The organism is Kitasatospora sp. NPDC058478, assembly GCF_042720345.1.
In the GTDB taxonomy this organism is placed as follows: domain Bacteria; phylum Actinomycetota; class Actinomycetes; order Streptomycetales; family Streptomycetaceae; genus Kitasatospora.
The window spans coordinates 24,536-46,120 of record NZ_JBHXML010000038.1; the positions used below are offsets into that span (position 1 = coordinate 24,536).

Here is a 21,585-nt window from a genome sequence, read left to right on the forward strand (position 1 = left end):
GACCGGCCGGGACGCTTCCGGGGGCCGCCGGTTGAACGGGCCCCGGCAGCCGGACAGAACAACCGGAGGACAGCCCAGCAGGGCGTCAGTCAGTGGCAGAGCCACGACCACCAGGGACCCGGTTAGAACTATCAGTGTCAGTGGCGTCCGTTAGGGTGCGGACCGGCGGCGGCCACGCGGGCCGGCGCGAGGTGAGGGGGCGTCATGACGGACGGTACCGAAGGGGCGGGGGGCGAGGAGGGCATCCGGTGGCTCGCGGACGCCGGGCGCTCCGTCGACGGCGTCCTGTTCGCCCGGGGGATACCGCCGCAGGAGCTCGCCCGCCGGATGGGCGCCGATCCGGCCGCCGCGGCCGGGCCGCTCAGCGGCACCGAGGTGTGGGACCTCGACATCGAGGTGTTCCGCCCGAGCGACGACGGCGACGGCGTGATCCGGGTCGGCGAGTCCGGTGACTGGTCCTTCGCGGTCGAGTACGGCGACTCCACCGGCGGCGAACGGCTCACCGAGATAGCGCGCGACGGGGTCGAGGTGGTCCACTTCCGCCCGATGCCGGACCACCCGCCGGCGCTGCTCGACTACGCCCGCGACGGCGCCGTGCTGTGCGGGTTCGGCCTCGCCGAGGAGCGCTGGCGCTGGGGCCGGGAGCCCGACCTGCTGGTCCCCGAGCTGGTCGCCGCAGGCGTCCTGGAGCCCGACGGGATCACCCGCGGTCCCGGGGGCGAGCCGCCCGCGGCCGTCCGCCGCCGCACCCTCGGCGCGGTCGGGCGGCGGTTCGGGCTGAGCCTGCCCCGGGCCGTCCTCGGCGAACTGCGGCTGACGGCGTACGCGGTGCGGGGCAGGCCGGGGATGGATCCGCCGGGTCGTTGAGCCGGGGCCGGCCCCGGGCCCGCCCCGGCCGCGCGCTGGACGTTTTGGACGCCCCGGACGCGTGTTCAGTCGGAGCGTGGCCCGGTCCGGGCGGCCCGGGCCTCCAGGTAGCGCCGCTCGGCGAGGCTGGCGGTGGCCTTCGCGGCGCGCCGGTAGTGCTCGTGGGCGCCGGCCGGGTCGCCGGCCTTCTCCAGCAGGTGCGCCCGGACGGACAGCAGCCGGTGGTGCCCGGCCATCCGCCCGTCACCGTCCAGGGCGGACAGCAGGGCCAGCCCGGCGGCCGGGCCGTCCGTCTCGGCGAGCGCGATCGCCCGGTTGAGGGTGACCATCGGGTTGGGCGCGATCCGTTCCAGGATCAGGTAGAGGGCGTGCACCTGGGGCCAGTCGGTCTCCTCGGCGGTGGCCGCGTCGGCGTGCGTGGCCGCGATGGCGGCCTGCAACTGGTAGGGCCCCAGGGGCGGGCCGGCCAGCGCCGCCTCGGCCAGTCCGACGCCCTCGTCGATCAGCGCCCGGTCCCAGGCCTTGCGGTCCTGCTCGTCCAGCGGCACCAAGTCGCCGGCCGGGGTGGTCCGGGCCTCCCGGCGGGCGTGGGTCAGCAGCATCAGTGCGAGCAGCCCGGTCACCTCGTCGTCCCCGGGCAGCTGCGCGTGCACCGTCCTGGTCAACCGGATCGCCTCGCGCGCGAGGTCGGGGCGGTGCAACTCCGGCCCGGAGGTGGCGGTGTAGCCCTCGTTGAAGATCAGGTAGAGCACGTGCAGCACGACTCGCAGCCGTTCCTCGCGCTCCGCGCCGTCCGGCAGGGCGAACGAGCTGCCGGCGGCCCTGATGCGCTGCTTGGCCCGGCTGATCCTGGCCGCCATGGTGGCCTCCGGCACCAGGAACGCGCGGGCGATCTCGGCGGTGGTCAGACCGCCGACCGCCCGCAGCGTCAGGGCGGTCCGGGAGGCCGCGGTGAGCGTCGGATGGCAGCACAGGAACAGCAGGACGAGCGTGTCGTCGGTGTCCGGCACCTCCGGCGGCACCACCTCGGCGGCCGTTGCCGACTCCCGTTCGCGGCGCGCGCGGTCGCGGCGCAACTGGTCGATGAGCCGCCGGGCCGCGACGGTCACCAGCCAGCCGTGCGGATTGTCCGGCATCCCCTCGGACGGCCACTGCAGGGTGGCGGCGAGAACGGCCTCCTGGACGGCGTCCTCGCACCCTTCGAACCGGCCGTACCGGCGAACCAAGGTGCCGAGGACCTGCGGCGTGAGCGCACGCAGCAGGTCCTCGAAGTCCGGTGCTGTCATGCCTCCAAGTGTCCGTCGGCGAACATCACCTGCCGCACCTCGACCCCCAGGCCCTCGATCGCGGTGTCCGGGATCCGCGCCGCCAGCGCGATCGCCCGCTCCTTGTCCTCGCAGTCGATCAGGTAGAAGCCGCCCAGGTACTCCTTGGCCTCCAGGAACGGGCCGTCGGTCACCACCGGCTGGCCGTTGCGCACGGTCACCACGGCGGCCTGGGTCGGATCGACCAGTGCCTGGGTGGTGATCAGCTCTCCGGACGCCTTCAGCGCCTCGATGAACTCGCCGTGGCCGTGGCCGATCGCCGCCTTCTCCTCGTCGGTCAGCGCGTCCATCACGGCCGGGTTGATGTGCAGGCTGATCAGGAACTTCATCTCGTGCTCCTCGTGGTTCGCGGGCCCGGCTGGGCTCCTCGACCGGTGGTCGGAGCCGTCGCCGCGGTCTTGACGTCCTCCGCCGGACATTCGGAGGAATCTTCGCGGCCGCAGCGCCACCTCGCACCTCGCCCGCCTCGGGAGGGCCGGGGGCCGGGGAGCCCGCCCCGCTGTCACCCGGGAGTGTGATGGTCACGTCACATCGGGCGCCGCTACTGTTACCCGGTGGCGGAGCGTCACATGGAGCGGGTGGGCCGTCCCGGCCCGGTCCCGTCGGGAGGGGCAGTCATGAAAAGCACTCGTCGTGTGTTCGGAGCGGTGCTCGCGGCCGCCGCCCTGGCCGCCTGCGCCCCGTCGACGTCGCCCGCCGCGGCCTCGATCGCCGCGCCGGCCGCCTCGGGGTCCGAGGGAGCGAGGGGAGCCGCGCCGGCCGCGGTGGCGAGCGGGAAGACGGCCTGGACCGGCCAGTTCCGCGGTTACGGGACGGACCAGTGGAAGCACGCCTGGGGCGCGGCCGACCAGGGGACGTGGGGCGGTTCGGACTTGAGCGCGGTCGACGACGCGGCCGCTCCCGGGGGCGGCTCGGCGCTCCAGGTCATCTACGGGGCCGGGTCCTCCTCCAACCAGTGCGCAGACTGCCCGAACCCGGGCGGCGGACAGTTCTACACGGATCTGACCAGCCTGGGCCTGTCCGCCCTGGCCCAGGGCAAGACGCTGGACCTGAAGTACTCCCTCAAGTTCCCGGCCGGCCGGGACTGGGGCAAGGCGGGGAAGCTGCCCGGACTGTACGGCGGCAGGATCGGCGAGGAGTCGGGCGGCAACCACGGCGCAGGCTGGTCGACGCGCTACATGTGGCGCGGCGCCAAGGGCGTGCCGGACAACGGCGAGGTCTACCTCTACACCCCGACCAACTCCGGCCCGACCGGCTACGGGGTGGACGAGGGGCTCGGCGACTGGCGGTTCCAGGCCGACGGCGCGTGGCACAGCGTCGAGCAGCTGGTCGACCGCGGCACCGGGGACGTCACCGTCTGGTACGACGGCCGCCAGGTCTACGCGGCGCGCGGGGTGGCCTCGGGCATCGGCGGGATCCCCTTCGGTGGCGTGTTCTTCTCCACCTTCTACGGCGGCCACGACACCAGTTGGGGCCCGGCGAGCACCCAGCGTGCCTACTTCGCGGACTTCTCGCTGTCCTCCGGCGTCCAGCACTGACCCGTCAGCCGACCGTCACCGTCACGGTGAAGGCCCGCTGCCCGGGTGGGCAGGCCAGCGCCTCGCCGCAGGTGGTGCGGTGGGCGGAGAGGCGGGCCGTGCCGGGGGAGGCGGCGAGGAAGCCGGCGGTGACCCGGCCGCAGCCGCCGCCCGGCCGGCAGGAGGGGGCGGGGGTGGTCGCGGTGGCGGTCGGACGCAGCGTCCGCGGGCTGTCGCCGGCGGCCGGGGACCAGTAGGTGCTGTGCAGCTCGACCCGGATGACGGTGCCGGGTGCCACCCGTACGGTCGTGCCGTCGGCGTGCTCGTCGAGCACCAGGGCGGGCGGGCCCGGTGCGGCGGGGCCGGTGTTCGACGAGCAGCCGGCCGCCAGGGCGAGCAGGGCGGCTGCCGCGAGCGTTCGCACCGTCACGGCTCTCCTCCTTCACAGGGCGCGGGGTGCGGTGCCGCTGGGGCGCGGTGTCCTTGGGACGCGGTGCCGCCGGGGCGGGCCGTGGTGGCCCGCCCCGGCGGCGTCAGGGGCGTGGACGGGCGGCCGTCAGGAGACGGTCACGTCGTCGTAGTAGGTGTAGGTCGGGTCGCCCGGGTAGTTGTCGTCCACGTTGGTGAGGGTGAGCGTGTAGCTGTGGCCCGGGGTGACGGTGCCGGAGGCGGACTTCCAGCCGAGGCCGCTGGTGCAGGTCTTGGCGAGCACCGTGGTCGTGGTGTTGGTGGTGTTGTCCTTGAGGGTGGCGGTCGCCCAGTCGTAGGTGACGGTGTCCGGGCAGGTGACGTCGTACCAGAAGGCGACCTTGCTGCTGCCGGTCGGGGCGGTGAAGGTCTGGCTGGCCGTGGACGTGGTGGTGGGGCCGGTGGAGCCGAGCATCGCGCCGTAGCCGCCGGTGTGCTTGGCGGCGCTGGAGGCGGCGGCGCTGCCGGTGGAGGCCCAGCCGCTCAGGGTGCCGGTCTCGAAGCCGCCGTTGGTGAGGCCGCCGCCGCCCGCGGAGGTGACGGTCCAGCCGAAGGCGGCGGAACCGGCGGCGCCGGTGGCGTCCTTGGCGGTGACCGTGACGTTCGCCGTGCCGGCGGTGGTCGGGGTGCCGCTGATCAGGCCGGAGGCGGAGATGGACAGGCCGGCCGGCAGGCCGCTCGCCGTGTAGGTGAGGGTCTGGCCGGAGGCGCTGTCGGTCGCCGCGATCTGCAGGCTGACGGCCTTGCCGGTGGTGCCGGTCTGGGCGCCCGGGTTGGTGACGGTGACGGTGTTGCCGGTCGTGCCGCCGACGATCGGGTGGGACATCTCGCAGCCGCCCGCACCGCTGTTGAAGTCGTTCGCCCAGGTCGACTGCATGGCGAAGCTGCCGGTGGTGAAGCCGACGTTCGCCGAGGCGCCCTGGCCGCTGCTGACCCAGGCGCACTTGTCGCCGTTCTCGGCGCCGCTGCTGTCGGTCCAGCCGCCGGCCGGGTTCTGGTCGGTGATGGTCTCGGCGTACTCGTGGCCCTCGACGATGGTGACGCCGTCCAGGGTGCCGGCCGTCCCCGCGTTGACGAAGCCCTGGCCGCAGCCGGAGCCCGCGTCGGTCACGTACGGCAGGTTGGTGAAGGCGAGTTCGCCGTACGGGGAGGAGACGGCGCCGCCGGTGAGCGTGGTGTCGCCGGTGTAGTCGTGCCAGGCGCAGAAGTTGCCGGACGCGGTGTTGAAGCCGTCGGGGGTGGTGCCGGTGGGGGAGACGACGACGTACTGGTCGTTCCGGTTGGCCGCGGCCGTGGTGTTGCCGAAGTGGCCGGACGCCTTGACCGCCTCGGCGCCGATCTGGTTGCCGGTCGCGGAGGCGGGCGCCGCGGCGGAGGTGTCCACCCAGACGCCGGCGAGCGCGCCGCCGGTGGGGTAGGCGACGTGCGCGGAGTTGCTTGGGCAGGTCTGGGAGCCGGCGGCGACGCCCTCGCAGTACTGCGTCATGACGCCGGACCAGAGTTCGTTGCCCGCGCCGATGCCCTTGAACAGCTGCTGGAGGCGGGGGGCCATGCCCTTGGCGTCGCCGCTGAGCGTGGTGTTGCCGTTGGCGTCGGTGCCGGAGCTGCCCCACTGGGAGCCCCAGAACACCAGGTAGACGTGCTCCGGTCCGGTGGTCACGCCGATGCTCGGACTGCCCGCCCCGCCACCGTAGTTGAGGTTGTTGGCGGAGGTGGCGTTCGGTGCGGCCTGGTGGCCGCGCAGCGGGACGGCGCCGTGCCGGTACGGGTGGTTCGCCGACGCCGCGGGGTGCGCGGCGTCGTCGGGCTGCGCCTGGGCGGGTGCCGCGGTGAAGCCGGCCGCCGCGAGGGCGAGCGCGGCGACGCCGGTGAGCGCCGCCCGTCCGGCGAGACGGAACGTGGGGGTTCGGCCCATGTGAGGGTTGCCTCTCTCATGCCGACCGCCCGGGCACCGGTGGGTGACGGGTGGTCGCGAAGGACAGGGAGAGGCCGGAGGCGGTGGAACGCCTGGATGACCCGCCGCACAACGGATCACCGGGGGGAAACAGGCCCGCCTCGGCCGCCGAGAAGCAAAGCAGCCGCCGGAGAACGGGGTCAACGAGCCTGACGGTAAAGTGAGTTGCCTTGATTCCCGCGTAATGGAAAAGCCCCCAGGCGGAGGGGGCGGCGGTTCGGATTCTCCGAGCCCACACACTGTATGCGGGTTTCCGTTAACCGTATGAACAGCCTTGGCCCAAAACAGATTTGATGGTGAGAAACAGGTAAGACATTAGCCGCCGGGCAGGCGCGCACGCAAGCGTGAGCCTCCGACGTGTGGAGACCGCCTCCCTGGTATTGGGAAGGCGGTCTTCGGTATCACCAGGGGGGGCTGGCGAAACGTCAGTGTTTGTTGATGAAGCCGGTTCAGGCCATGAGTGCGGCGTTGCGCAGCCGGGCGGCGGAGCGGGCCAGGAGGAACGCCGCGAGCAGGGCGGGGCAGAAGCCCACCACGCAGGCGGCGAGGACGGCTGTCGCGGTCAGGCCGAACGGGGACACGACGGCGGCGGCGATGCCGGCCAGCGGAGTGACCAGGACGGGGGAGAACAGCAGCAGGGCTGCCAGCCGCTTCTCCCGGCGGCTCCACTGCGTGGACCGCCAGACCCTGCTGGCGGCGATGACGGCGGCGGCCAGCGCGAGCGGGGGCCCGATGACCGGGACGAACGACAGTGGCACCGGCAGCACCGCGAAGACCAGGGTGCGGACGGTGCGGCCGCGGCTCTCCGGCTCCGGCCGGGCGCCGCCCTCCTCGTCGAGCGCGGCGTCGGCGATCTGCCGGGGGCTGCCCAGCTGCTCCAGGACCCGCCGGACGGCGGCCTCGTCGGCGGGGTCGCACTCGGCGAGCGAGACCTCGATGTGCTCGCGCAGGTCCGCGAGCAGTTCGCGGCGGCGCTCCTCGGGCAGCGGGGCGGTGTACCGGGCGACCGCGTCCAAGTGGGCGCGGACCAGGGGGTGCTCGATGGGGTTGTTCACGGGTTCTCTCCCGGGGCCAGGACGTGGTCGACGGTTTCGCGGAAGGCGGGCCACAGCGTGGTGAACTCCTCCAGTGCGCTGCGGCCGGTGTCGGTGAGGGTGTAGTACCGGCGGGACGGGCCGCTGGCCGAGTCGCGCAGGAAGGTGTCGGCGAGGCCGGCCCGGCGAAGCCGGGACAGCAGGGGGTAGATGGTGCCCTGGCTGGTCGCCAGCATCGGGAACCGGCCGAGCTCCTGCAGCAGCTCCACCCCGTACCGGGGGCCGTCCCGCAGCAGCGCCAGGACGCAGTACTCCAGTACGCCCTTGCGCAGTTGCGTCGCCACCGGCCCGTCGGCCGCACCGGCGTCGCCGTCGTGGTGTGTGATGCCAGGTACCATGCGATGCAAGATAGCATGCGACGCCAGGTAGTGGGCGGTCCGGACGACGGCCGCAGGAGCGACCTCACCCGGACGGCGGGTGGCAGCCGGACCGCCGCACGCCCCTCCACCGGCCCTTCCGACGGGCGTGACCGCACCACCACCCCTAGGGTCTGTGGTGCGTTGACCGTGCCGAGCGCCGGGGCGTACGCCGCCCCGCCGTCCGCCGGGGCGCGCCCGGCAACCCGAGAGGTGGACCGCTCCATGCACACCGTCGTCCGCGGCGCCGGCGCTTTCGGCCTGGCCGCGCTGCTGCTCGCCTGTGCCGCCGGCTGCCAGGGCGACGCCCGCTCCGCCGTCGAGCCCGCGCCGACCTCCCCGGCCGGCTCGCCCGGCTCACCCGCCGCGTCCGCGACCGGACTCGCGGCCCAGCATCTCGACTGGCAGGCCTGCCCGGCCCCCAGCCCCGCGCAGGGCAGCGGCACCGCGCCCGCCGGTGACTGGCAGTGCGCCACCCTCAAGGCGCCGCTGGACCACGGCAAGCCGGACGGCGAGACCATCGACCTGGCCATGATCCGGAGCCGGGCCAAGGACGAGCAGCACCGGATCGGCTCGCTGCTGTTCAACTTCGGCGGCCCCGGCGCCTCCGGCGTCGCCACGCTGCCCGCCCTCGCCGCCGACTACGCCTCCCTCAACGCCCGCTACGACCTGGTGAGTTTCGACCCCCGCGGGGTCGGCGCCAGCGCCGGGGTGAGCTGCCTGGACGACAAGGCGATGGACGTCAGCCTGGCAATCGACAACACCCCCGGGACCCCCGACGCGGTGAAGGCGCTGGACACCAGCAACGCGCAGTTCACCGCCGCCTGCGAGCACAACTCCGGTCCGGTGCTGCCCTACGTGGACACCGAGAGCGCCGCCCGCGACCTCGACCTGATGCGACAGGTGCTCGGCGACCAGAAGCTCTTCTACTTCGGCATCAGCTACGGCACCCAGCTCGGCGGCGTCTACGCGCACCTGTTCCCGCAGGAGGTCGGCCGGATCGTCCTGGACTCGGTCGTCGACCCGACGAAGGACCCGCAGCAGTCCGCGCTCGGCCAGGCCAAGGGCTTCCAGCTCGCCTTCGACAACTTCATGAAGGCCTGCGCCGCCGAGGAGGCCGCCGTCTGCCCGACGGGTGCCGGCGGCGTCGAGGGCACGGCGGCGGTCACGGCGCTGCTGCAGAAGCTGGAGCAGTCCCCGCTGCCCACCACCAGCGGGCGGCAGCTCACCGAGACCCTGGCCGTCACCGGCATCGCCGCCGCCCTGTACAGCGAGGAGACCTGGCCCGTCCTGGCCGCCGGGCTCACCGAGGCGATGCAGCAGGGCACCGGCAACACACTGCTCCAGCTCTCCGACGCGATGTTCGGGCGCGACCCACAGGGGCGCTACACCAACCTGAGCGCCGCCAACCGGGCGATCAACTGCGTGGACGCCCGGCAGCGCTACTCCGACCAGGACGTCGAACAGCAGCTGCCGCAGTTCCGCGACGCCTCCCCGGTGTTCGGCCCCTACTCCGCCTGGGGCCTGACGAGCTGCACCGGCTGGCCGGTGCCGGGCAAGGCCGACCACCCGGACGTCTCGGCCGCCGGCGCGGCCCCGATCGTGGTGGTCGGCACCACCGGCGACCCGGCCACCCCGGTCGAGGGCGCCCACGCGATGGCGCAGCAGCTCGGCCCGGGCGTCGGCGTCAACGTCACCCTCCAGGGCGAGGGCCACGGCGGCTACAACACCGGCGACCCGTGCCTGAAGCAGGCCGTGGACGCCTACCTGCTGGACGGCACCGTGCCGTCCGACGGGAAGACCTGCAGCTGAGAAGTGGCCCACCGCAATGGTGATCGATTGGCCCTGGAAAGCGGTCCACTCGGCGTCTAGGCTCTTCACCGTGACCACCAAAGTCGATTTCTACTTCGATCCGATCTGCCCGTTCGCCTGGATCACCTCCCGGTGGATCCGTGAGGTCGAGCGCCACCGCGAGCTCGACCTCACCTTCCGGGTGATGAGCCTGTCCGTCCTCAACGAGGGCCGCACCGACCTGCCCGAGCGCTACCAGCGCCTGATGACCACCGGCTGGGGCCCCGTCCGGGTCTGCATCGCCGCCGCCGAACAGCACGGCGAGCACGTGCTGCGCGACCTGTACACCGAACTCGGCACCCGCCTGCACGACCAGGACCGGCCCGCCGACGACGCCGTCATCCGGGAGGCCCTGGTCGCGGCCGGACTGCCGGAGGAGCTCGCCGCCGCGGCCGACAGCACGGCGTACGACGTCGTGCTGCGCAAGAGCCACCACGAGGGCATGGACCCGGTCGGCGAGGAGGTCGGCACGCCGACCATCCACGTCGACGGCGTCGCCTTCTTCGGCCCGGTGCTGAGCGCCATCCCGCGCGGCGAGGACGCCGTCCGGGTCTTCGACGGGGTGCGGCTGCTGGCCGGCTACCCGAACTTCTTCGAGCTCAAGCGGACCCGGACCGGCTCGCTCGACTTCTCCTGACGGCGCCGCCGGCCCCCGCGCCGGGGCCGGCCGGTTCGTCCTGGACCTCCCGTCCGGGCCCTTCTCGCCCCACCATGGAGGGGGAAGGCCCGGCGGCGGAGAGGTGGTGGGCGCGGATGATCACCCGAATCCGGCTGCGCGCCGCCCGCCACCCCGCGACCCCGCCGCCCCCGGGCGGGGGCCCAGAGCGGCCCCGCACCCCCGGCGGCCCGCCGCCGCCCAAGCCGCCCCCGCCCGCGATGCGCCGCTGGCTGCTGCCCGTCGCCGTCCTGGTGACCCTGCTGCTGCTCATCCTGTTCTCGCGCTCCGGCTCGACCGGCGCCAACTACGGCTACACCGACTTCCTCAACCGGGTCGGCGCCGGCCAGGTGCAGACCGTGGACATCACCGACACCGGCGGGGTCACCGGCACCCTCAAGGACGGCACGCACTTCACCAGCCAGATCCCGACCGCCCTGGACACCTCCCAGCTCAGCGGCGAGCTGGCCGGCCAGCACGTCGACATCACCGCCAGCCACAGCGGCGGCAGCTCGGTCTGGTCCACGCTGCTGCTGTTCCTGCCGCTGCTGCTCTTCGGCGGGCTGTTCCTCTGGTCCGGCCGGATGGCCGCCCGCTCGCTCGGCGGCGGCCTGAGCGCCATCGGCCGCTCCCGCGCCAAGATCATCGAGGCCGAGCGGCCCGCCACCCGCTTCGCCGACGTCGCCGGGTACGAGGGCGTCAAGCAGGAGGTCAGCGAGGTGGTCGACTTCCTGCGCAGCCCCGAACGCTACGCCGCCGCCGGCGCCAAGGGCCCGCGCGGGGTGATCATGGTCGGCCCGCCCGGTACCGGGAAGACCCTGCTCGCCCGGGCCGTCGCCGGAGAGGCCGAGGTGCCCTTCCTCTCCGTGACCGGCTCCGGCTTCGTCGAGATGTTCGTCGGCGTCGGCGCCTCCCGCGTCCGCGACCTCTTCGACGAGGCCCGCAAACGCGCGCCGTCCATCATCTTCATCGACGAGATCGACGCCGTCGGCGGCCGCCGCGCGGGCGGCACCCGGCTCGGCGGCAACGACGAACGCGAACAGACCCTCAACCAGCTGCTCTCCGAGATGGACGGCTTCGACCCGACCACCGGCATCGTCGTCATCGCCGCCACCAACCGCCCGGACGCCCTCGACCCGGCCCTGCTGCGCCCCGGCCGGTTCGACCGCCAGGTCACCGTCCCGCTGCCCAACCAGGCGGAACGGGCCGCGATCCTCGCCGTCCACGTCCGCGGCAAGACCCTCGCCCCCGATGCCGACCTGAACCGCATCGCCCGCGGCACACCCGGCTTCTCCGGCGCCGACCTCGCCAACCTGGTCAACGAGGCCGCCATCAACGCCGTCCGCGCCGACCGCGCCACCCTCACCGCCGACGACCTCGACACCGCCCGCGACCGCGTCCTGCTCGGCCGCCGGGACTCCTCCAACGCGCTGCTGCCCGAGGAGCGCCACGCCGTCGCCGTCCACGAGTCCGGGCACGCCCTGACCGCCGCGCTGTGCGAACACGCCGACCCCGTCGCCAAGGTGACCATCCTCCCGGCCGGCGTCTCCCTCGGCGCGACCGAACAACTCCCCGAAGCGGAACGCCACCTGTACACCGAGGGCTACCTGATCGACCTGATCACCGTCCAGCTCGGCGGGCGGGCGGCCGAGCTGGTGGTCTTCGGGGAGGGCTCCACCGGCGCCGCCAACGACCTCGCCCACGCCACCGGCGTCGCCACCCGGATGGTCCGCGAATTCGGCCTCTCCCCGGAACTCGGCCCGGTCGGCTACTCCAGCGGCTCCCCGAACTACCTCGGCGACGGCCCCGAGGACCTGTTCCGCCGCCCGTACTCCGAGCAGACCCAGCGCGCCGTCGACGAGGCGGTGGCCCGCCTGCTGCGCCGCGCCGAACGCCGCGCCGTCGACCTGCTCCGCGAACACCGCCACCACCTCGACGAACTGGCCGCCCTGCTGGTCGCCCAGGAGACCGTCGACGGCGCCGTCGTCCTCGACATCCTGCGGCACCCCGCGTAGGCGCTCGCCCCGGCCTGCCGCAGCACCGCCACCACCTCGTCGAACGCGCGGAACCCGCTGGTAGCGTCCAGGGCGGGCACCCACCGTGTCACCTTCACCCGGGAGTCGATATGACCGAACCCCTGTCCGCCGACCTCCAGCGGGAGATCGCCCGCACCCTGCGGGTGGCCCCCGTCCCCAGCCCCGAGCAGGAGGCCGAGCGCCGGGCCGACTTCCTCGCCGACCAGCTCCGGGCGGCCGGCGCCCGCACGCTGGTGCTCGGCATCAGCGGCGGCGTCGACTCCACCACCGCCGGGCGGCTCTGCCAGCTCGCCGTCGACCGGCTGCGCGCCGCCGGACACCAGGCCGAGTTCTGCGCCATGCGGCTGCCCTACGGCACCCAGGCGGACGAGGCGGACGCCCGCCGCGCACTCGACTTCATCCGGCCGGACCGGACCCTGACCGTCGACATCAGGCCCGCGACCGACGCAGCCCTCGACGCGCTGACGTCCGCCGGCCTCACCTTCGCCGACCGCTCCCACGAGGACTTCGTCCGCGGCAACGTCAAGGCACGCCAGCGGATGGTGGCCCAGTACGCGGTCGCGGGCGCCACCGGCGGCCTGGTCGTCGGCACCGACCACGCCGCCGAGGCGGCCGTCGGCTTCTTCACCAAGTACGGTGACGGCGCCGCCGACGTGATGCCGCTGGACGGGCTGACGAAGCGTCAGGTCCGCTCCCTGGCCGAGGCCTTGGGGGCCCCGGCGGACCTCGTCCACAAGACCCCCACCGCCGACCTGGAGACCCTCGCCCCCGGCCGCCCCGACGAGGACGCCCTCGGCGTCCCCTACGAGGCCCTGGACGACTTCCTGGAGGAGCGGCCGGTGAGCGAGGACGTCTTCCGCACCGTCCTCGGCCACTACCGCCGCACCGAGCACAAGCGCCGCCCGCCCGTCACCCCGGCGTAGCAGCCGAACCGGCCTGACGGTGCGCGGTGCGCGCACCGTCGGAGCGGCGGGCCCTACTGCGCCGCGATCCAGTCCGTGACCAGCGTGTCCAGCACTCCCAGCGGCAGGCTGCCGTGCCCGATCAGCTCGTGGTGGAACTCCCGGATGTCGAACCGGCCGCCCAGCGCCGCCTGGGCGCGCTCGCGGTGCCGGACGATCTCCCGGCGGCCGATCAGGTACGCGGTCGCCTGGCCCGGCCAGGCCAGGTAGCGGTCGATCTCGTTGCGGACGTTGGCCTCGGTGGTGGCCGTGTTGTCCCGCATGAAGGCGATCGCCCGCTCCCGGGACCAGCCGTAGTGGTGCAGACCGGTGTCCACGACCAGGCGCACGGCCCGCAGCGCGTCGAGCGACAGCATGCCGAAGCGGGAGAGGTCCGAGCTGTACAGCCCCATCTCGTCCGCGAGCCGCTCGGTGTACAGGCCCCAGCCCTCGACGTGGGCGGTCAGCTGGCCGCTCGGCCGGCGCCGGAACTCCGGCAGGTGGTGCAGCGTCTGGGCGACGGCGATCTGCAGGTGGTGCCCGGGCACGCTCTCGTGGAAGGCGATCGCCTCGTACTCGTACCTGAACCTGGTCTGCGGGCGCAGCGTGTTGATCCAGTGGGTGCCGGGCAGGCCGCCCGGGCCCGGCGGCTGGTAGTAGGCCAGCGGCCCGGTCTCCGCCTCGATCGGGTCGATCTCCCGGGTCACGCAGTCGGCGATCGGGTAGGCCCGGAAGTAGTCGGCCGAGGCGCGGCGGGCGCGCTCCAGCGCCCCGTCGACCAGGGCGATGATCTCCTCGGCGCTGCCGAAGCGCAGCGCGCGGTCCTCCCGCAGCGCGGCCAGCACGGCGTCGGGGTCGGTGATGCCGAGCACCCTGCCGCCCAGCTCGGCGAACTCCTCGCGCAGCCCCGCCAGGGTGTCCAGGCCGATCCGGTGGACCTCCTCCGGGGTGAGCCCGGGCCGGGTGTAGCGGGTGACGGCGTCGGCGTAGCCCTCGGTGCCGCCGGGCACGTGGCAGACCCCGGCCCGGTCGTCCGGCCGGGCGTCCGCGGCCAGCCGCTGGGCCAGGCCGGCCCGGTAGCGGGCCACGGCCGGGCGCACGCCGTCGCGGACGATCACCCGGCCCCGGTCGAACTCCGGGCGGCCCTGCAGCGCGCGCAGCAGCTGGTCGTCGTCCGGGTTGGCGACCAGGTAGGCGTCGAGCTGGTCGAGGGCGGCGTCGACGCCGCTGCGCAGGGGCGTGCGGCCCTCGGCGGCGGCGTCCAGGTGGAGCTGCAGGGCGGCGTCGAAGTAGCCCGGCAGGCCGGCCAGCCGCTCCAGGTAGGCGTCGGCGCCCTCCTGGTCGACGGAGGTCATGGCGAGCGAGGTGAAGGCCTCGTTCTGCGGTGCGGTGATGGTCGCCGAGATGCTGAAGTCGCCCAGTCCGTGGGTGATCCGGCCGGTGCCGTTGTCGATCAGCCGCCCGAGCACGCGGTGGGTGACCAGGTCCTCGCCGGCCAGCGCGTCCACCGGGATCGCGGCCAGTCGCGCCCCGAAGCCCGCCAGCGCGTCCCGGTGGCGCAGCGCGGCCGCGCGGGACGGGTCGGGCACCTCGTGGGCGTAGCCCTCGACCCCGCTCAGCGTCGCGTCGAACGGGGCGTGGGCGTTCTCGGCGGCGAAGTACTCCTCGGCCAGGGCGGCGAGTGCGGTGGGGGCGGCGAGCGCGGCGGGTTCGTCGTGGTGCGGCTGGTCGGTCATGGGCGCTCCCCGGTCCGGTGTGGTCAGAGTGACGAGGGTTGCCTGGGCGCCCCGGTGGCGCCGATTATTCGGAGTCGGTGGCGGCGCGGTCAATACGCGGCGCGGGGAAAGGGGTTCTCCCCGGCGCCCCGTGGCACCGCCGCCGACGCCCCGTCAGCGGTAGCCCTCCGGCGCGGCCGGCTTGCCCGCGTCCTGCACCTCGACCAGGTAGCGCCAGCAGTCCGGCCGGCTGCCGTCGCGGTCGGTGAAGCCGTACTCCAGGGCCAGCTGCCCGCTGGACACCGACCGGCCGTTCCAGCGGGAGACCTCGGGGTCGGCGGCGAGGGCGGCGACCGCCCGGCCGACGAAGTACGGGCTCTCGGAGATGCCGAAGTGCGGCTCCCGGGCCACGGCGTCGCGCCAGTTCTCCTCGGTGACGCCGAAGTGCTCCAGCATGATCTCCGAGCGCATCCACCCGGGGGTGAGCGCCAGGGCGGTGGCGCCGCGCGGGCCCAGCTCGTGGCCGAGCGCGAAGGCCATCCGCAGCACGGAGGCCTTGGCGAGGTCGTAGAAGAACGAGTTCCGGTAGGTGTCGCGGTTGTACTCGGCGGTGCCGTCGGTCATCTCGACGACCAGGCCGCCCGGGCGGCGCAGCAGCAGCGGGAGGGCGTGGTGGCTGGTGACGGCGTGCGTCTCCACCGCGAGGCGGAGCAGCCGCAGGCCGTCGTCCAGGTCGTGCTCCCAGACCGGGACGTTCCAGCCGAACAGGTTCTCGCCGCCCCAGATGTCGTTGACCAGGACGTCCAGCCGGCCCTGCTCGGCGTCGATCCGTTGCACCAGGGCGGCCACCTGGGACGGGACCAGGTGGTCGGTCGGCACTGCGATGCCCCGGCCGCCGGCCGCGGTGACCAGGTCCGCGGTGTCCTCGATGGTCTCCGGCCGGTCGTACTCCGAGCGCTGCTCGCGGGTGCTTCGCCCGGTGACGTACACCGTCGCCCCGGCGGCGCCCAGCTCCACCGCGATGCCCCGCCCGGCGCCCCGGGTCGCCCCCGCGACCAGGGCGATCCGACCGTCCAGCGCCCCTGCTGCCCGTGCCATCCGCAAGCTCCCTGTCCGCATGTCCGCCGACGACTGTGCCGACGCCCGTGGAACGGACGTCGGCACCAGCCTTGCGCAGGGGTCTGACAATCGGGCCCGGCCGGCGGCCGGAGCGCGCGGGTCAGCCGGCCTTGGCGGCCTTGGCAGCCTTGGCGGCAAGCGCCGCGGCGTCCTTCTCCTGCTTCTCCTTGATCCGGACGGCCTCCTTGCGGACGTCCACCTGGTTGGCGCGCTCGTGCTGCAGCCAGAGCGGGTTCTCGGCCTTGACGGCCTCGATCTGCTCGGTGGTGAGCGCCTCGGTCACGCCGCCGCGGGCCAGGCCGGCGATGGAGACGCCGAGCTTGGCGGCGACCACCGGGCGAGGGTGCGGGCCGTTCTGGCGCAGCTCCTGGAGCCACTGCGGCGGGTCGGCCTGAAGCGCGCTGAGCTCCTCGCGGGAGACCACACCCTCCTGGAAGCCGGTCGGCGCCGCGTCGAGGTAGATCCCCAGCTTCTTGGCGGCGGTGGCCGGCTTCATGGTCTGGCTGGTCTTCTGCTTGAGCGATGTCATGGTGACAAGGGTAAGGGAGTGCGCGGGCGCTCCCGGTCACGGTCGGTAGCCTTGCCCTGTGACAGACATGCAGGTGAACCCGTCCTTCCGGCTCGCGTACGTCCCGGGCGTGACCCCCGGCAAATGGGTCCGGGTGTGGTCCGAGCGGCTCCCGGACGTGCGGCTCGACCTCCTCGCCGTCCCGGCCGGGGACGGCGAGGGGACGCTGCGCGAGGGCACCGCGAACGCCGGGCTCGTCCGGCTGCCCGTCGACCGGGACGTGCTCAGCGCGATCCCGCTCTACGCCGAGACCACCGTCGTGGTCTTCCCCAAGGACCACTGGCTCGCGGCCGCCGAGGAGGTCGCGCTCGGCGACCTCGCCGAGGAGGTGGTGTTCCACCCGCTCGACGACACCCTCGGCTGGCCGGGCGCGCTGCCCGGCCGCCCGGCGATCGAGCGCCCGGCCAGCACCGCCGACGCCATCGAGCTGGTCGCGGCCAACGTCGGCGTGCTGCTGGTGCCGCAGTCGCTGGCCCGGCTGCACCACCGCAAGGACCTCACCTTCCGGCCGGTCGCCGAGGCGCCGCAGTCCCAGGTGGCGCTCGCCTGGCCGGAGGACCGCACGACGGAGCTGGTCGAGGAGTTCATCGGCATCGTCCGGGGCCGCACGGTCAACAGCTCGCGCGGGCGCGGCGCCCAGCCGGCGGCCGAGCCCCAGAAGGCCGCGGCGCCGCGCAAGTCCCAGCCGCAGAAGGGCGGCCAGCAGAAGTCCGGCCAGCAGAAGGGCCGGCCGAAGCCCGCGGCGGGCGGCCGGGGTGCGGCCGCGGCCAAGCGCGGCAAGCCGAAGCGCCGCTCGTAGGGCGTGTCCGGCCGGGGACCCGGGTTCGTCCGGGTGCTGGCTGGGGCCCGGCGGGGCGCGTACCGTCGGGCCCGGGCGCTGCCCGCCCCGTCCGGCCGAGGGGTTGAAGGAGCGGGGCCATGTGGCACGACCTGGTGATCGTCCAGATTCCGATCGTGGAGAAGATCCTCCGCACGATCGCGGTCTACGGGCTGATCCTGATCCTGTTCCGGATCGCGGGGAAGCGCGGGCTGGCGGGCCTGAACACCTTCGACATGGTGGTCATCTTCCTGCTGTCCAACGTGGTGCAGAACGCGATCATCGGCAATGACAACAGCCTGCTCGGCGGCGCCATCGGTGCGGTCACCCTGATCGCGGTGAACGCCGCCGTCACCCGCTGGCTGGCCCACGACCCGCGTGCCGCCCGGCTGTTGGAGGGCACCCCGACCACCGTGGTGCGCGACGGCAAGCTCGTCCCGGGCGCGCTGCGCGGGCTGGCGCTGCGCGCGTCCGAGATCGAGCACGCCGTCCGCGTCCAGAACGGCGACACGATCCGCGACGTCGCGGTCGGGCGGCTGGAGCCCGACGGCCAGCTGGTGATCACCCTCAAGCCCGCCGAGCAGAGCGCCACCCGCGGCGACGTCGAGGACCTGCACCGCCGGCTGGAGGCCATCGAGCGGCTGCTCACCACCCTGGCGGCCGACCGGCGAAGCGAGGACTGACCCGGCGGCCACCCCAGAGGTCTGGGATGGGAACGGCCGCACCCGGCCCGGCAGGATTGGCGTAGACCACTTCCGTCCACACTCGCCGGGCCTCCGTCCGGCCGGAGGATCGAATGCTGCGCAGACTCTCCTGGATCCCGGCCCTGACGGCCGTCCTGCTCGCCCTGGTGGCCGGGCCGGCGGCCGGGACGGCATCCGCCGCGACCGAACGCGAATTCCTCCAGGGCTACGGGCAGTTGGTGCCGCTGCCGGCTCCGGTGACGCCGGCGCAGCAGTGCGTCGAGCGGCGGCTGTTCCTGGACGCCGGCACGTACGCCTGGAGCTTCGGCACGCCGGGCGGCAACGTGCCGTCCCAGGACGTCCAGCTCTCCTCGGGCTGGTTCCGTTGGACGATCTGCGTGTACCCGCGGGCGTCCGTCTACGGCGCGACCACCTGGCTCGACCCGGAGACCCCCGGCCAGCCGCACCTGGAGCGGACCACCAGCTTCGACGTCACCTTCGCCTACACCTACACGTGGGAGTCCATGCTCTACCGCTGGCAGGGCATCCCCCGCCCGCCGCGCACCATGTGACGAATCGTCAGGCGGGGATCCCGCCCGCCGCCCGCGCGGGGCGGGAGCCCCGGTCACCAGGCCCGGCGGGCGAGGGTTGCCGTGAAGGGGCGGGGGGACAGCGAGGAGCTGCGGGCGGGGCGGACCGGGCGGCCGGGGGTGGGGGTGACGGTCCAGCGGGCCGCGATGGTGGCGATGGCGAGGGCGGCCTCGGTGATGCCGAACACGTCGCCGATGCAGCGGCGGGCGCCGAGGCCGAAGGGGGCGTAGGTGCCGGGGGAGGGGCGGGTGATGGTGAGCCAGCGGTCGGGGTCGAAGCGGGCGGGGCAGGCGAAGACGTCGGCGCGGCGGTGCAGCAGGTACGGGCTGAACAGGATGGTCGCGCCGGCCGGGACGCGGTGGCCGCCGAGTTCGGCGTCGGCGGCGGCGACGCGGCTGAGGATCCACACCGGCGGGTAGAGCCGCAGCGTCTCGGTGACCACCCTGGCGGTGAGCGGCAGGGCGGGCAGGTCCTCGTGGCGGGCGGGGCGGCCGTCGAGCACGGTGTCCAGCTCGGCGTGCAGGCGGTCGCGGATGGCCGGGTGGGCGGCGAGCAGGGTCCAGGCCCAGGAGAGGGTGGCGGCGGTGGTCTCCATGCCGGCGAGCAGGAAGGTGACCACCTGGTCGTGGATCTCGGCGTCGGTGAGCCCCCGCCCGTCCTCGTCGCGGGCGCTGAGCAGCGTGGACAGCAGGTCGTTGTGGTCGGTGCCGGCGGCCCGGTAGTCGGCGATCAGCCGCCGGGTGACCTCCTTCAGGTCCTGTTGGGCGCGGCGGAAGCGGCGGTTGCCCGGGGTGGGGATGCGGTCGGTGCCGGGCAGCGGCATCATGACGCGCCGGCCGACGCCGCGGGTGATGACGTCCATGCTGTCGTGGACGGGCAGCGAGCCGGCCCGCTCGTGGGCGGCGAACAGGCAGCGGGCGGTCACCGCGGTGGTGAGGCGGTACATCGCGGCGGGGACGTCGACCACGTCGCCGTCGCTCCAGGAGGCGGTGGTGCCGGCGATCTCCTCGGCCATCATCGCGGCGTAGCCGGGCAGCCGGTCGCGGTGGAACGCGGGTTGCAGCATGCGGCGTTGGCGCCGGTGCGCGGCGGCCGGGCAGGTGGCCAGGCCGTCGCCGAAGACCTCGCGGGCCTTGTCGAGGACGAGCCCGCCCTTGTCGTAGGTGCGGTCCTCGGTGAGCAGTTGGCGGACCAGCTCGGGGTGGCAGGCGACGTACGCGTCCAGCGGGCCGAGCCGCAGCCGGACGAGGTCGCCGTGGGCGGGCAGGCCGGCGACGAACTCCAGCGGCCGGCGGACGAACGCGGGGACGTGGCCGAGCAGGGGGAGGGCGCCGGGGGCGGTGGCCGAGGTGTACTGGGTGGGCACGGGCGTCACCTTGGGGTGGGGGGTGGACCGGATCGGTTCGTGATCCGGCCTTTCCCCGGGGCCGTCGGCGAAACGATCTCCGACCGGCGGGTGGGGTGAACGCGGGGGCGCATGCCGAACGCCCGTGCGCCGTCGGGGGCCGACGGCGGGCGCCGGGGGTGGGGTATCCCCGGGCGCCGCCCCGCGCCTACACTGCGAACTCTTGCGCGACTACCGGTCAGTAGGGATTGGGGAGTTCGGATGACCGACGAGCGGGCCCACGGGTTCACCGACGACGCCCTCGGCGCGCACGACGCCGTGGCCCTGGCCGCCCTCGTCCGCGCCGGCGAGGTGGCCCCCGCCGAACTGGCCGCGGCCGCCGCCGCCCGCGCCGCCCGGGTCGACCGGACGCTCACCCCCGTCGCCCACCCGTCCTACGACCGGCCCCGGCTCGGCCCGGACGGCACCGACGGCCCGCTGTACGGCGTCCCCACCTTCCTCAAGGACAACGTCGACCTGCGCGGCCTGCCGACCGGCATGGGCAGCGAGGCCTTCCAGGCCCGCCCGGCCCGGCGCAACTCCCGCTTCACCGACCAGTTCCTCGCCACCGGCCTGGCCGTCCTCGGCAAGACCCGGCTGCCCGAGTTCGGCCTCAACGCCTCCACCGAGTTCGCCACCGCCCAGCCGGTGCGCAACCCGTGGAAGCCCTCGCACTCGGCCGGCGCCTCCTCCGGCGGCTCGGCCGCGCTGGTCGCCGCCGGAGTGGTGCCGATCGCGCACGCCAACGACGGCGGCGGATCGATCCGCATCCCGGCCGCCTGCTGCGGACTGGTCGGACTCAAGCCCACCCGGGGCCGCCTGGTCACCAACGCCCAGGGCGGCAAACTGCCGATCGACCTCGTCACCGACGGCGTGCTCACCCGCTCCGTCCGCGACACCGCCGCCTTCTACGCCGCCGCCGAGCGCCACCACCGCAACCCCGCGCTGCCCCCGCTCGGACTGGTCGAAGGCCCGGGGCGGCGCCGGCTGCGCATCGGACTGGTCGTGGACTCGCCGCTCGCCGGCACCGACGAGCCCACCCGCACCGCCGTCGAGCAGACCGCCGCCCGGCTGGCCGCACTGGGCCACCACGTCGAGGAGACCACCCTGCCGTTCGGCGAGGAGTTCTCCCGCGACTTCGTCCTCTACTGGGGCTACATCGCCTTCGCCATCGCGGTCAGCGGCCGGCTGATGCTGGACCGCAGCTTCCGGATCAACCGGCTCGACGGCCTGACCACCGGGCTGCGCCGGCTCTACCAGCGGGAGTTCCTGCACACCCCGGCCGTGCTGCGCCGGCTGCGCGGCGCCGAAGCCGCGTACGCGGGCCTCTTCCGCACCCACGACGTGATCCTCTCGCCGGTCCTCGCGCACGCCGCCCCGCCGATCGGCCACCTCAGCCCGAACGTGGCCTTCGACGAGCTGATCGAGCGCCTCCAGCGCTACGTGGCCTTCACCCCGGTCAACAACGTGACCGGCGGCCCCGGCATCGCCCTGCCCACCGGCGCCGCGCCGAGCGGCCTGCCGATCGGCGTGCACCTCTCGGCCGCGCACGGGCAGGAGCGGCTGCTGCTGGAGCTGGCCTTCGAGCTGGAGGCGGACCGGCCCTGGCGGCGGATCCAGGACTGACCGGGCCTGCGGCGGGAC

20 protein-coding genes are annotated in these 21,585 nt (G+C 74.2%); 10 read left to right on the plus strand and 10 right to left on the minus strand.

Annotation, left to right across the window (positions count from 1 at the left end; translation table 11 throughout):
• The first annotated feature begins 204 nt into the window (after positions 1-204).
• Complete coding sequence (locus ACFWPT_RS21925; protein WP_380483592.1) at positions 205-867, plus strand: DUF6461 domain-containing protein; 663 nt, start codon at positions 205-207, stop codon at positions 865-867.
• Positions 868-932: 65 nt separating this feature from the next.
• Here ACFWPT_RS21925 and ACFWPT_RS21930 read toward each other — a convergent pair whose 3' ends face one another.
• Both ACFWPT_RS21930 and ACFWPT_RS21935 read right to left on the minus strand, forming a co-directional pair.
• Positions 933-2,153 (minus strand): RNA polymerase sigma factor, encoded by a 1,221-nt coding sequence (locus ACFWPT_RS21930; RefSeq protein WP_380483594.1) that lies wholly within the window; start codon positions 2,151-2,153, stop codon positions 933-935.
• Positions 2,150-2,521 (minus strand): YciI family protein, encoded by a 372-nt coding sequence (locus ACFWPT_RS21935; RefSeq protein ID WP_380371883.1) that lies wholly within the window; start codon positions 2,519-2,521, stop codon positions 2,150-2,152. The genes ACFWPT_RS21930 and ACFWPT_RS21935 overlap by 4 nt, the downstream gene beginning before the upstream one ends.
• A gap of 288 nt (positions 2,522-2,809) precedes the next feature.
• On the opposite strand from ACFWPT_RS21935, the gene ACFWPT_RS21940 reads away from it, so the two are divergent.
• On the plus strand, positions 2,810-3,730 hold the full coding sequence (locus ACFWPT_RS21940; RefSeq protein WP_380371880.1) for a polysaccharide lyase: 921 nt from the start codon (positions 2,810-2,812) through the stop codon (positions 3,728-3,730).
• A 4-nt stretch (positions 3,731-3,734) separates the two neighbouring features.
• On the opposite strand, the gene ACFWPT_RS21945 is transcribed toward ACFWPT_RS21940, so the two are convergent.
• The 4 genes from ACFWPT_RS21945 to ACFWPT_RS21960 all read right to left on the minus strand — a co-directional run bounded on the left by ACFWPT_RS21945 (position 3,735) and on the right by ACFWPT_RS21960 (position 7,563).
• Positions 3,735-4,139: a hypothetical protein gene (locus tag ACFWPT_RS21945; protein WP_363370708.1), complete on the minus strand. Its 405-nt coding sequence runs from the start codon at positions 4,137-4,139 to the stop codon at positions 3,735-3,737.
• Between the two features lie 126 nt (positions 4,140-4,265).
• The gene (locus tag ACFWPT_RS21950) at positions 4,266-6,092 is read right to left on the minus strand and encodes an Ig domain-containing protein (protein ID WP_380483597.1); all 1,827 of its coding nucleotides are present in this window, start codon (positions 6,090-6,092) and stop codon (positions 4,266-4,268) included.
• A gap of 488 nt (positions 6,093-6,580) precedes the next feature.
• The gene (locus ACFWPT_RS21955; RefSeq protein WP_380483599.1) at positions 6,581-7,186 is read right to left on the minus strand and encodes an HAAS signaling domain-containing protein; all 606 of its coding nucleotides are present in this window, start codon (positions 7,184-7,186) and stop codon (positions 6,581-6,583) included.
• Positions 7,183-7,563, minus strand: coding sequence for a PadR family transcriptional regulator (locus ACFWPT_RS21960; protein ID WP_363624535.1), 381 nt, complete (start codon positions 7,561-7,563; stop codon positions 7,183-7,185). The genes ACFWPT_RS21955 and ACFWPT_RS21960 overlap by 4 nt, the downstream gene beginning before the upstream one ends.
• Positions 7,564-7,806: 243 nt before the next feature.
• On the opposite strand from ACFWPT_RS21960, the gene ACFWPT_RS21965 reads away from it, so the two are divergent.
• The 4 genes from ACFWPT_RS21965 to nadE all read left to right on the plus strand — a co-directional run bounded on the left by ACFWPT_RS21965 (position 7,807) and on the right by nadE (position 13,046).
• Complete coding sequence (locus tag ACFWPT_RS21965; protein ID WP_380483601.1) at positions 7,807-9,393, plus strand: alpha/beta hydrolase; 1,587 nt, start codon at positions 7,807-7,809, stop codon at positions 9,391-9,393.
• Between the two features lie 16 nt (positions 9,394-9,409).
• A complete protein-coding gene (locus ACFWPT_RS21970; RefSeq protein ID WP_380371866.1) occupies positions 9,410-10,069 on the plus strand; it encodes a DsbA family protein in 660 nt (219 codons plus the stop codon).
• A 116-nt stretch (positions 10,070-10,185) separates the two neighbouring features.
• A complete protein-coding gene (gene ftsH / locus ACFWPT_RS21975) occupies positions 10,186-12,102 on the plus strand; it encodes an ATP-dependent zinc metalloprotease FtsH (protein ID WP_380371863.1) in 1,917 nt (638 codons plus the stop codon).
• A 110-nt stretch (positions 12,103-12,212) separates the two neighbouring features.
• Complete coding sequence (nadE, locus tag ACFWPT_RS21980) at positions 12,213-13,046, plus strand: ammonia-dependent NAD(+) synthetase (protein ID WP_380483603.1); 834 nt, start codon at positions 12,213-12,215, stop codon at positions 13,044-13,046.
• A 53-nt stretch (positions 13,047-13,099) separates the two neighbouring features.
• Here nadE and ACFWPT_RS21985 read toward each other — a convergent pair whose 3' ends face one another.
• The 3 genes from ACFWPT_RS21985 to ACFWPT_RS21995 all read right to left on the minus strand — a co-directional run bounded on the left by ACFWPT_RS21985 (position 13,100) and on the right by ACFWPT_RS21995 (position 16,427).
• Positions 13,100-14,800, minus strand: a complete 1,701-nt coding sequence (locus ACFWPT_RS21985) for a DUF885 domain-containing protein (RefSeq protein WP_380483606.1) — start codon at positions 14,798-14,800, stop codon at positions 13,100-13,102.
• A gap of 153 nt (positions 14,801-14,953) precedes the next feature.
• Positions 14,954-15,877 carry an SDR family oxidoreductase gene (locus ACFWPT_RS21990; RefSeq protein ID WP_380483608.1) on the minus strand — a complete coding sequence of 308 codons (924 nt, stop codon included), beginning with the start codon at positions 15,875-15,877 and terminating at the stop codon, positions 14,954-14,956.
• Between the two features lie 121 nt (positions 15,878-15,998).
• The gene (locus ACFWPT_RS21995) at positions 15,999-16,427 is read right to left on the minus strand and encodes a DUF5997 family protein (protein WP_363377117.1); all 429 of its coding nucleotides are present in this window, start codon (positions 16,425-16,427) and stop codon (positions 15,999-16,001) included.
• A 58-nt stretch (positions 16,428-16,485) separates the two neighbouring features.
• Between ACFWPT_RS21995 and ACFWPT_RS22000 the strand changes: the two genes are divergently transcribed.
• The 3 genes from ACFWPT_RS22000 (at position 16,486) to ACFWPT_RS22010 (ending at position 18,538) form a co-directional block, all read left to right on the plus strand.
• Positions 16,486-17,265 (plus strand): LysR family substrate-binding domain-containing protein, encoded by a 780-nt coding sequence (locus ACFWPT_RS22000; protein ID WP_380483610.1) that lies wholly within the window; start codon positions 16,486-16,488, stop codon positions 17,263-17,265.
• Between the two features lie 119 nt (positions 17,266-17,384).
• Positions 17,385-17,966: a DUF421 domain-containing protein gene (locus ACFWPT_RS22005; RefSeq protein ID WP_380483612.1), complete on the plus strand. Its 582-nt coding sequence runs from the start codon at positions 17,385-17,387 to the stop codon at positions 17,964-17,966.
• A gap of 113 nt (positions 17,967-18,079) precedes the next feature.
• Positions 18,080-18,538: a hypothetical protein gene (locus ACFWPT_RS22010; protein ID WP_380371851.1), complete on the plus strand. Its 459-nt coding sequence runs from the start codon at positions 18,080-18,082 to the stop codon at positions 18,536-18,538.
• Positions 18,539-18,591: 53 nt separating this feature from the next.
• Here ACFWPT_RS22010 and ACFWPT_RS22015 read toward each other — a convergent pair whose 3' ends face one another.
• Positions 18,592-19,923: a cytochrome P450 gene (locus tag ACFWPT_RS22015; RefSeq protein WP_380483614.1), complete on the minus strand. Its 1,332-nt coding sequence runs from the start codon at positions 19,921-19,923 to the stop codon at positions 18,592-18,594.
• A 240-nt stretch (positions 19,924-20,163) separates the two neighbouring features.
• Here ACFWPT_RS22015 and ACFWPT_RS22020 point away from each other — a divergent pair, with 240 nt between their 5' ends.
• On the plus strand, positions 20,164-21,567 hold the full coding sequence (locus tag ACFWPT_RS22020; protein ID WP_380371846.1) for an amidase: 1,404 nt from the start codon (positions 20,164-20,166) through the stop codon (positions 21,565-21,567).
• Positions 21,568-21,585: the final 18 nt, after the last annotated feature.

What these genes read in the sequence shown, in the direction of transcription:
- ACFWPT_RS21925 (WP_380483592.1), top strand. Translation starts at nt 205, where the DNA reads ATGACGGACGGTACCGAAGGGGCGGGGGGCGAGGAGGGCATCCGGTGG.
- ACFWPT_RS21930 (WP_380483594.1), bottom strand. Translation starts at nt 2,153, where the DNA reads ATGACAGCACCGGACTTCGAGGACCTGCTGCGTGCGCTCACGCCGCAG.
- ACFWPT_RS21935 (WP_380371883.1), bottom strand. Translation starts at nt 2,521, where the DNA reads ATGAAGTTCCTGATCAGCCTGCACATCAACCCGGCCGTGATGGACGCG.
- ACFWPT_RS21940 (WP_380371880.1), top strand. Translation starts at nt 2,810, where the DNA reads ATGAAAAGCACTCGTCGTGTGTTCGGAGCGGTGCTCGCGGCCGCCGCC.
- ACFWPT_RS21950 (WP_380483597.1), bottom strand. Translation starts at nt 6,092, where the DNA reads ATGGGCCGAACCCCCACGTTCCGTCTCGCCGGACGGGCGGCGCTCACC.
- ACFWPT_RS21960 (WP_363624535.1), bottom strand. Translation starts at nt 7,563, where the DNA reads ATGGTACCTGGCATCACACACCACGACGGCGACGCCGGTGCGGCCGAC.
- ACFWPT_RS21965 (WP_380483601.1), top strand. Translation starts at nt 7,807, where the DNA reads ATGCACACCGTCGTCCGCGGCGCCGGCGCTTTCGGCCTGGCCGCGCTG.
- ACFWPT_RS21970 (WP_380371866.1), top strand. Translation starts at nt 9,410, where the DNA reads ATGGTGATCGATTGGCCCTGGAAAGCGGTCCACTCGGCGTCTAGGCTC.
- ftsH (WP_380371863.1), top strand. Translation starts at nt 10,186, where the DNA reads ATGATCACCCGAATCCGGCTGCGCGCCGCCCGCCACCCCGCGACCCCG.
- nadE (WP_380483603.1), top strand. Translation starts at nt 12,213, where the DNA reads ATGACCGAACCCCTGTCCGCCGACCTCCAGCGGGAGATCGCCCGCACC.
- ACFWPT_RS21985 (WP_380483606.1), bottom strand. Translation starts at nt 14,800, where the DNA reads ATGACCGACCAGCCGCACCACGACGAACCCGCCGCGCTCGCCGCCCCC.
- ACFWPT_RS21990 (WP_380483608.1), bottom strand. Translation starts at nt 15,877, where the DNA reads ATGGCACGGGCAGCAGGGGCGCTGGACGGTCGGATCGCCCTGGTCGCG.
- ACFWPT_RS21995 (WP_363377117.1), bottom strand. Translation starts at nt 16,427, where the DNA reads ATGACATCGCTCAAGCAGAAGACCAGCCAGACCATGAAGCCGGCCACC.
- ACFWPT_RS22005 (WP_380483612.1), top strand. Translation starts at nt 17,385, where the DNA reads ATGTGGCACGACCTGGTGATCGTCCAGATTCCGATCGTGGAGAAGATC.
- ACFWPT_RS22010 (WP_380371851.1), top strand. Translation starts at nt 18,080, where the DNA reads ATGCTGCGCAGACTCTCCTGGATCCCGGCCCTGACGGCCGTCCTGCTC.
- ACFWPT_RS22020 (WP_380371846.1), top strand. Translation starts at nt 20,164, where the DNA reads ATGACCGACGAGCGGGCCCACGGGTTCACCGACGACGCCCTCGGCGCG.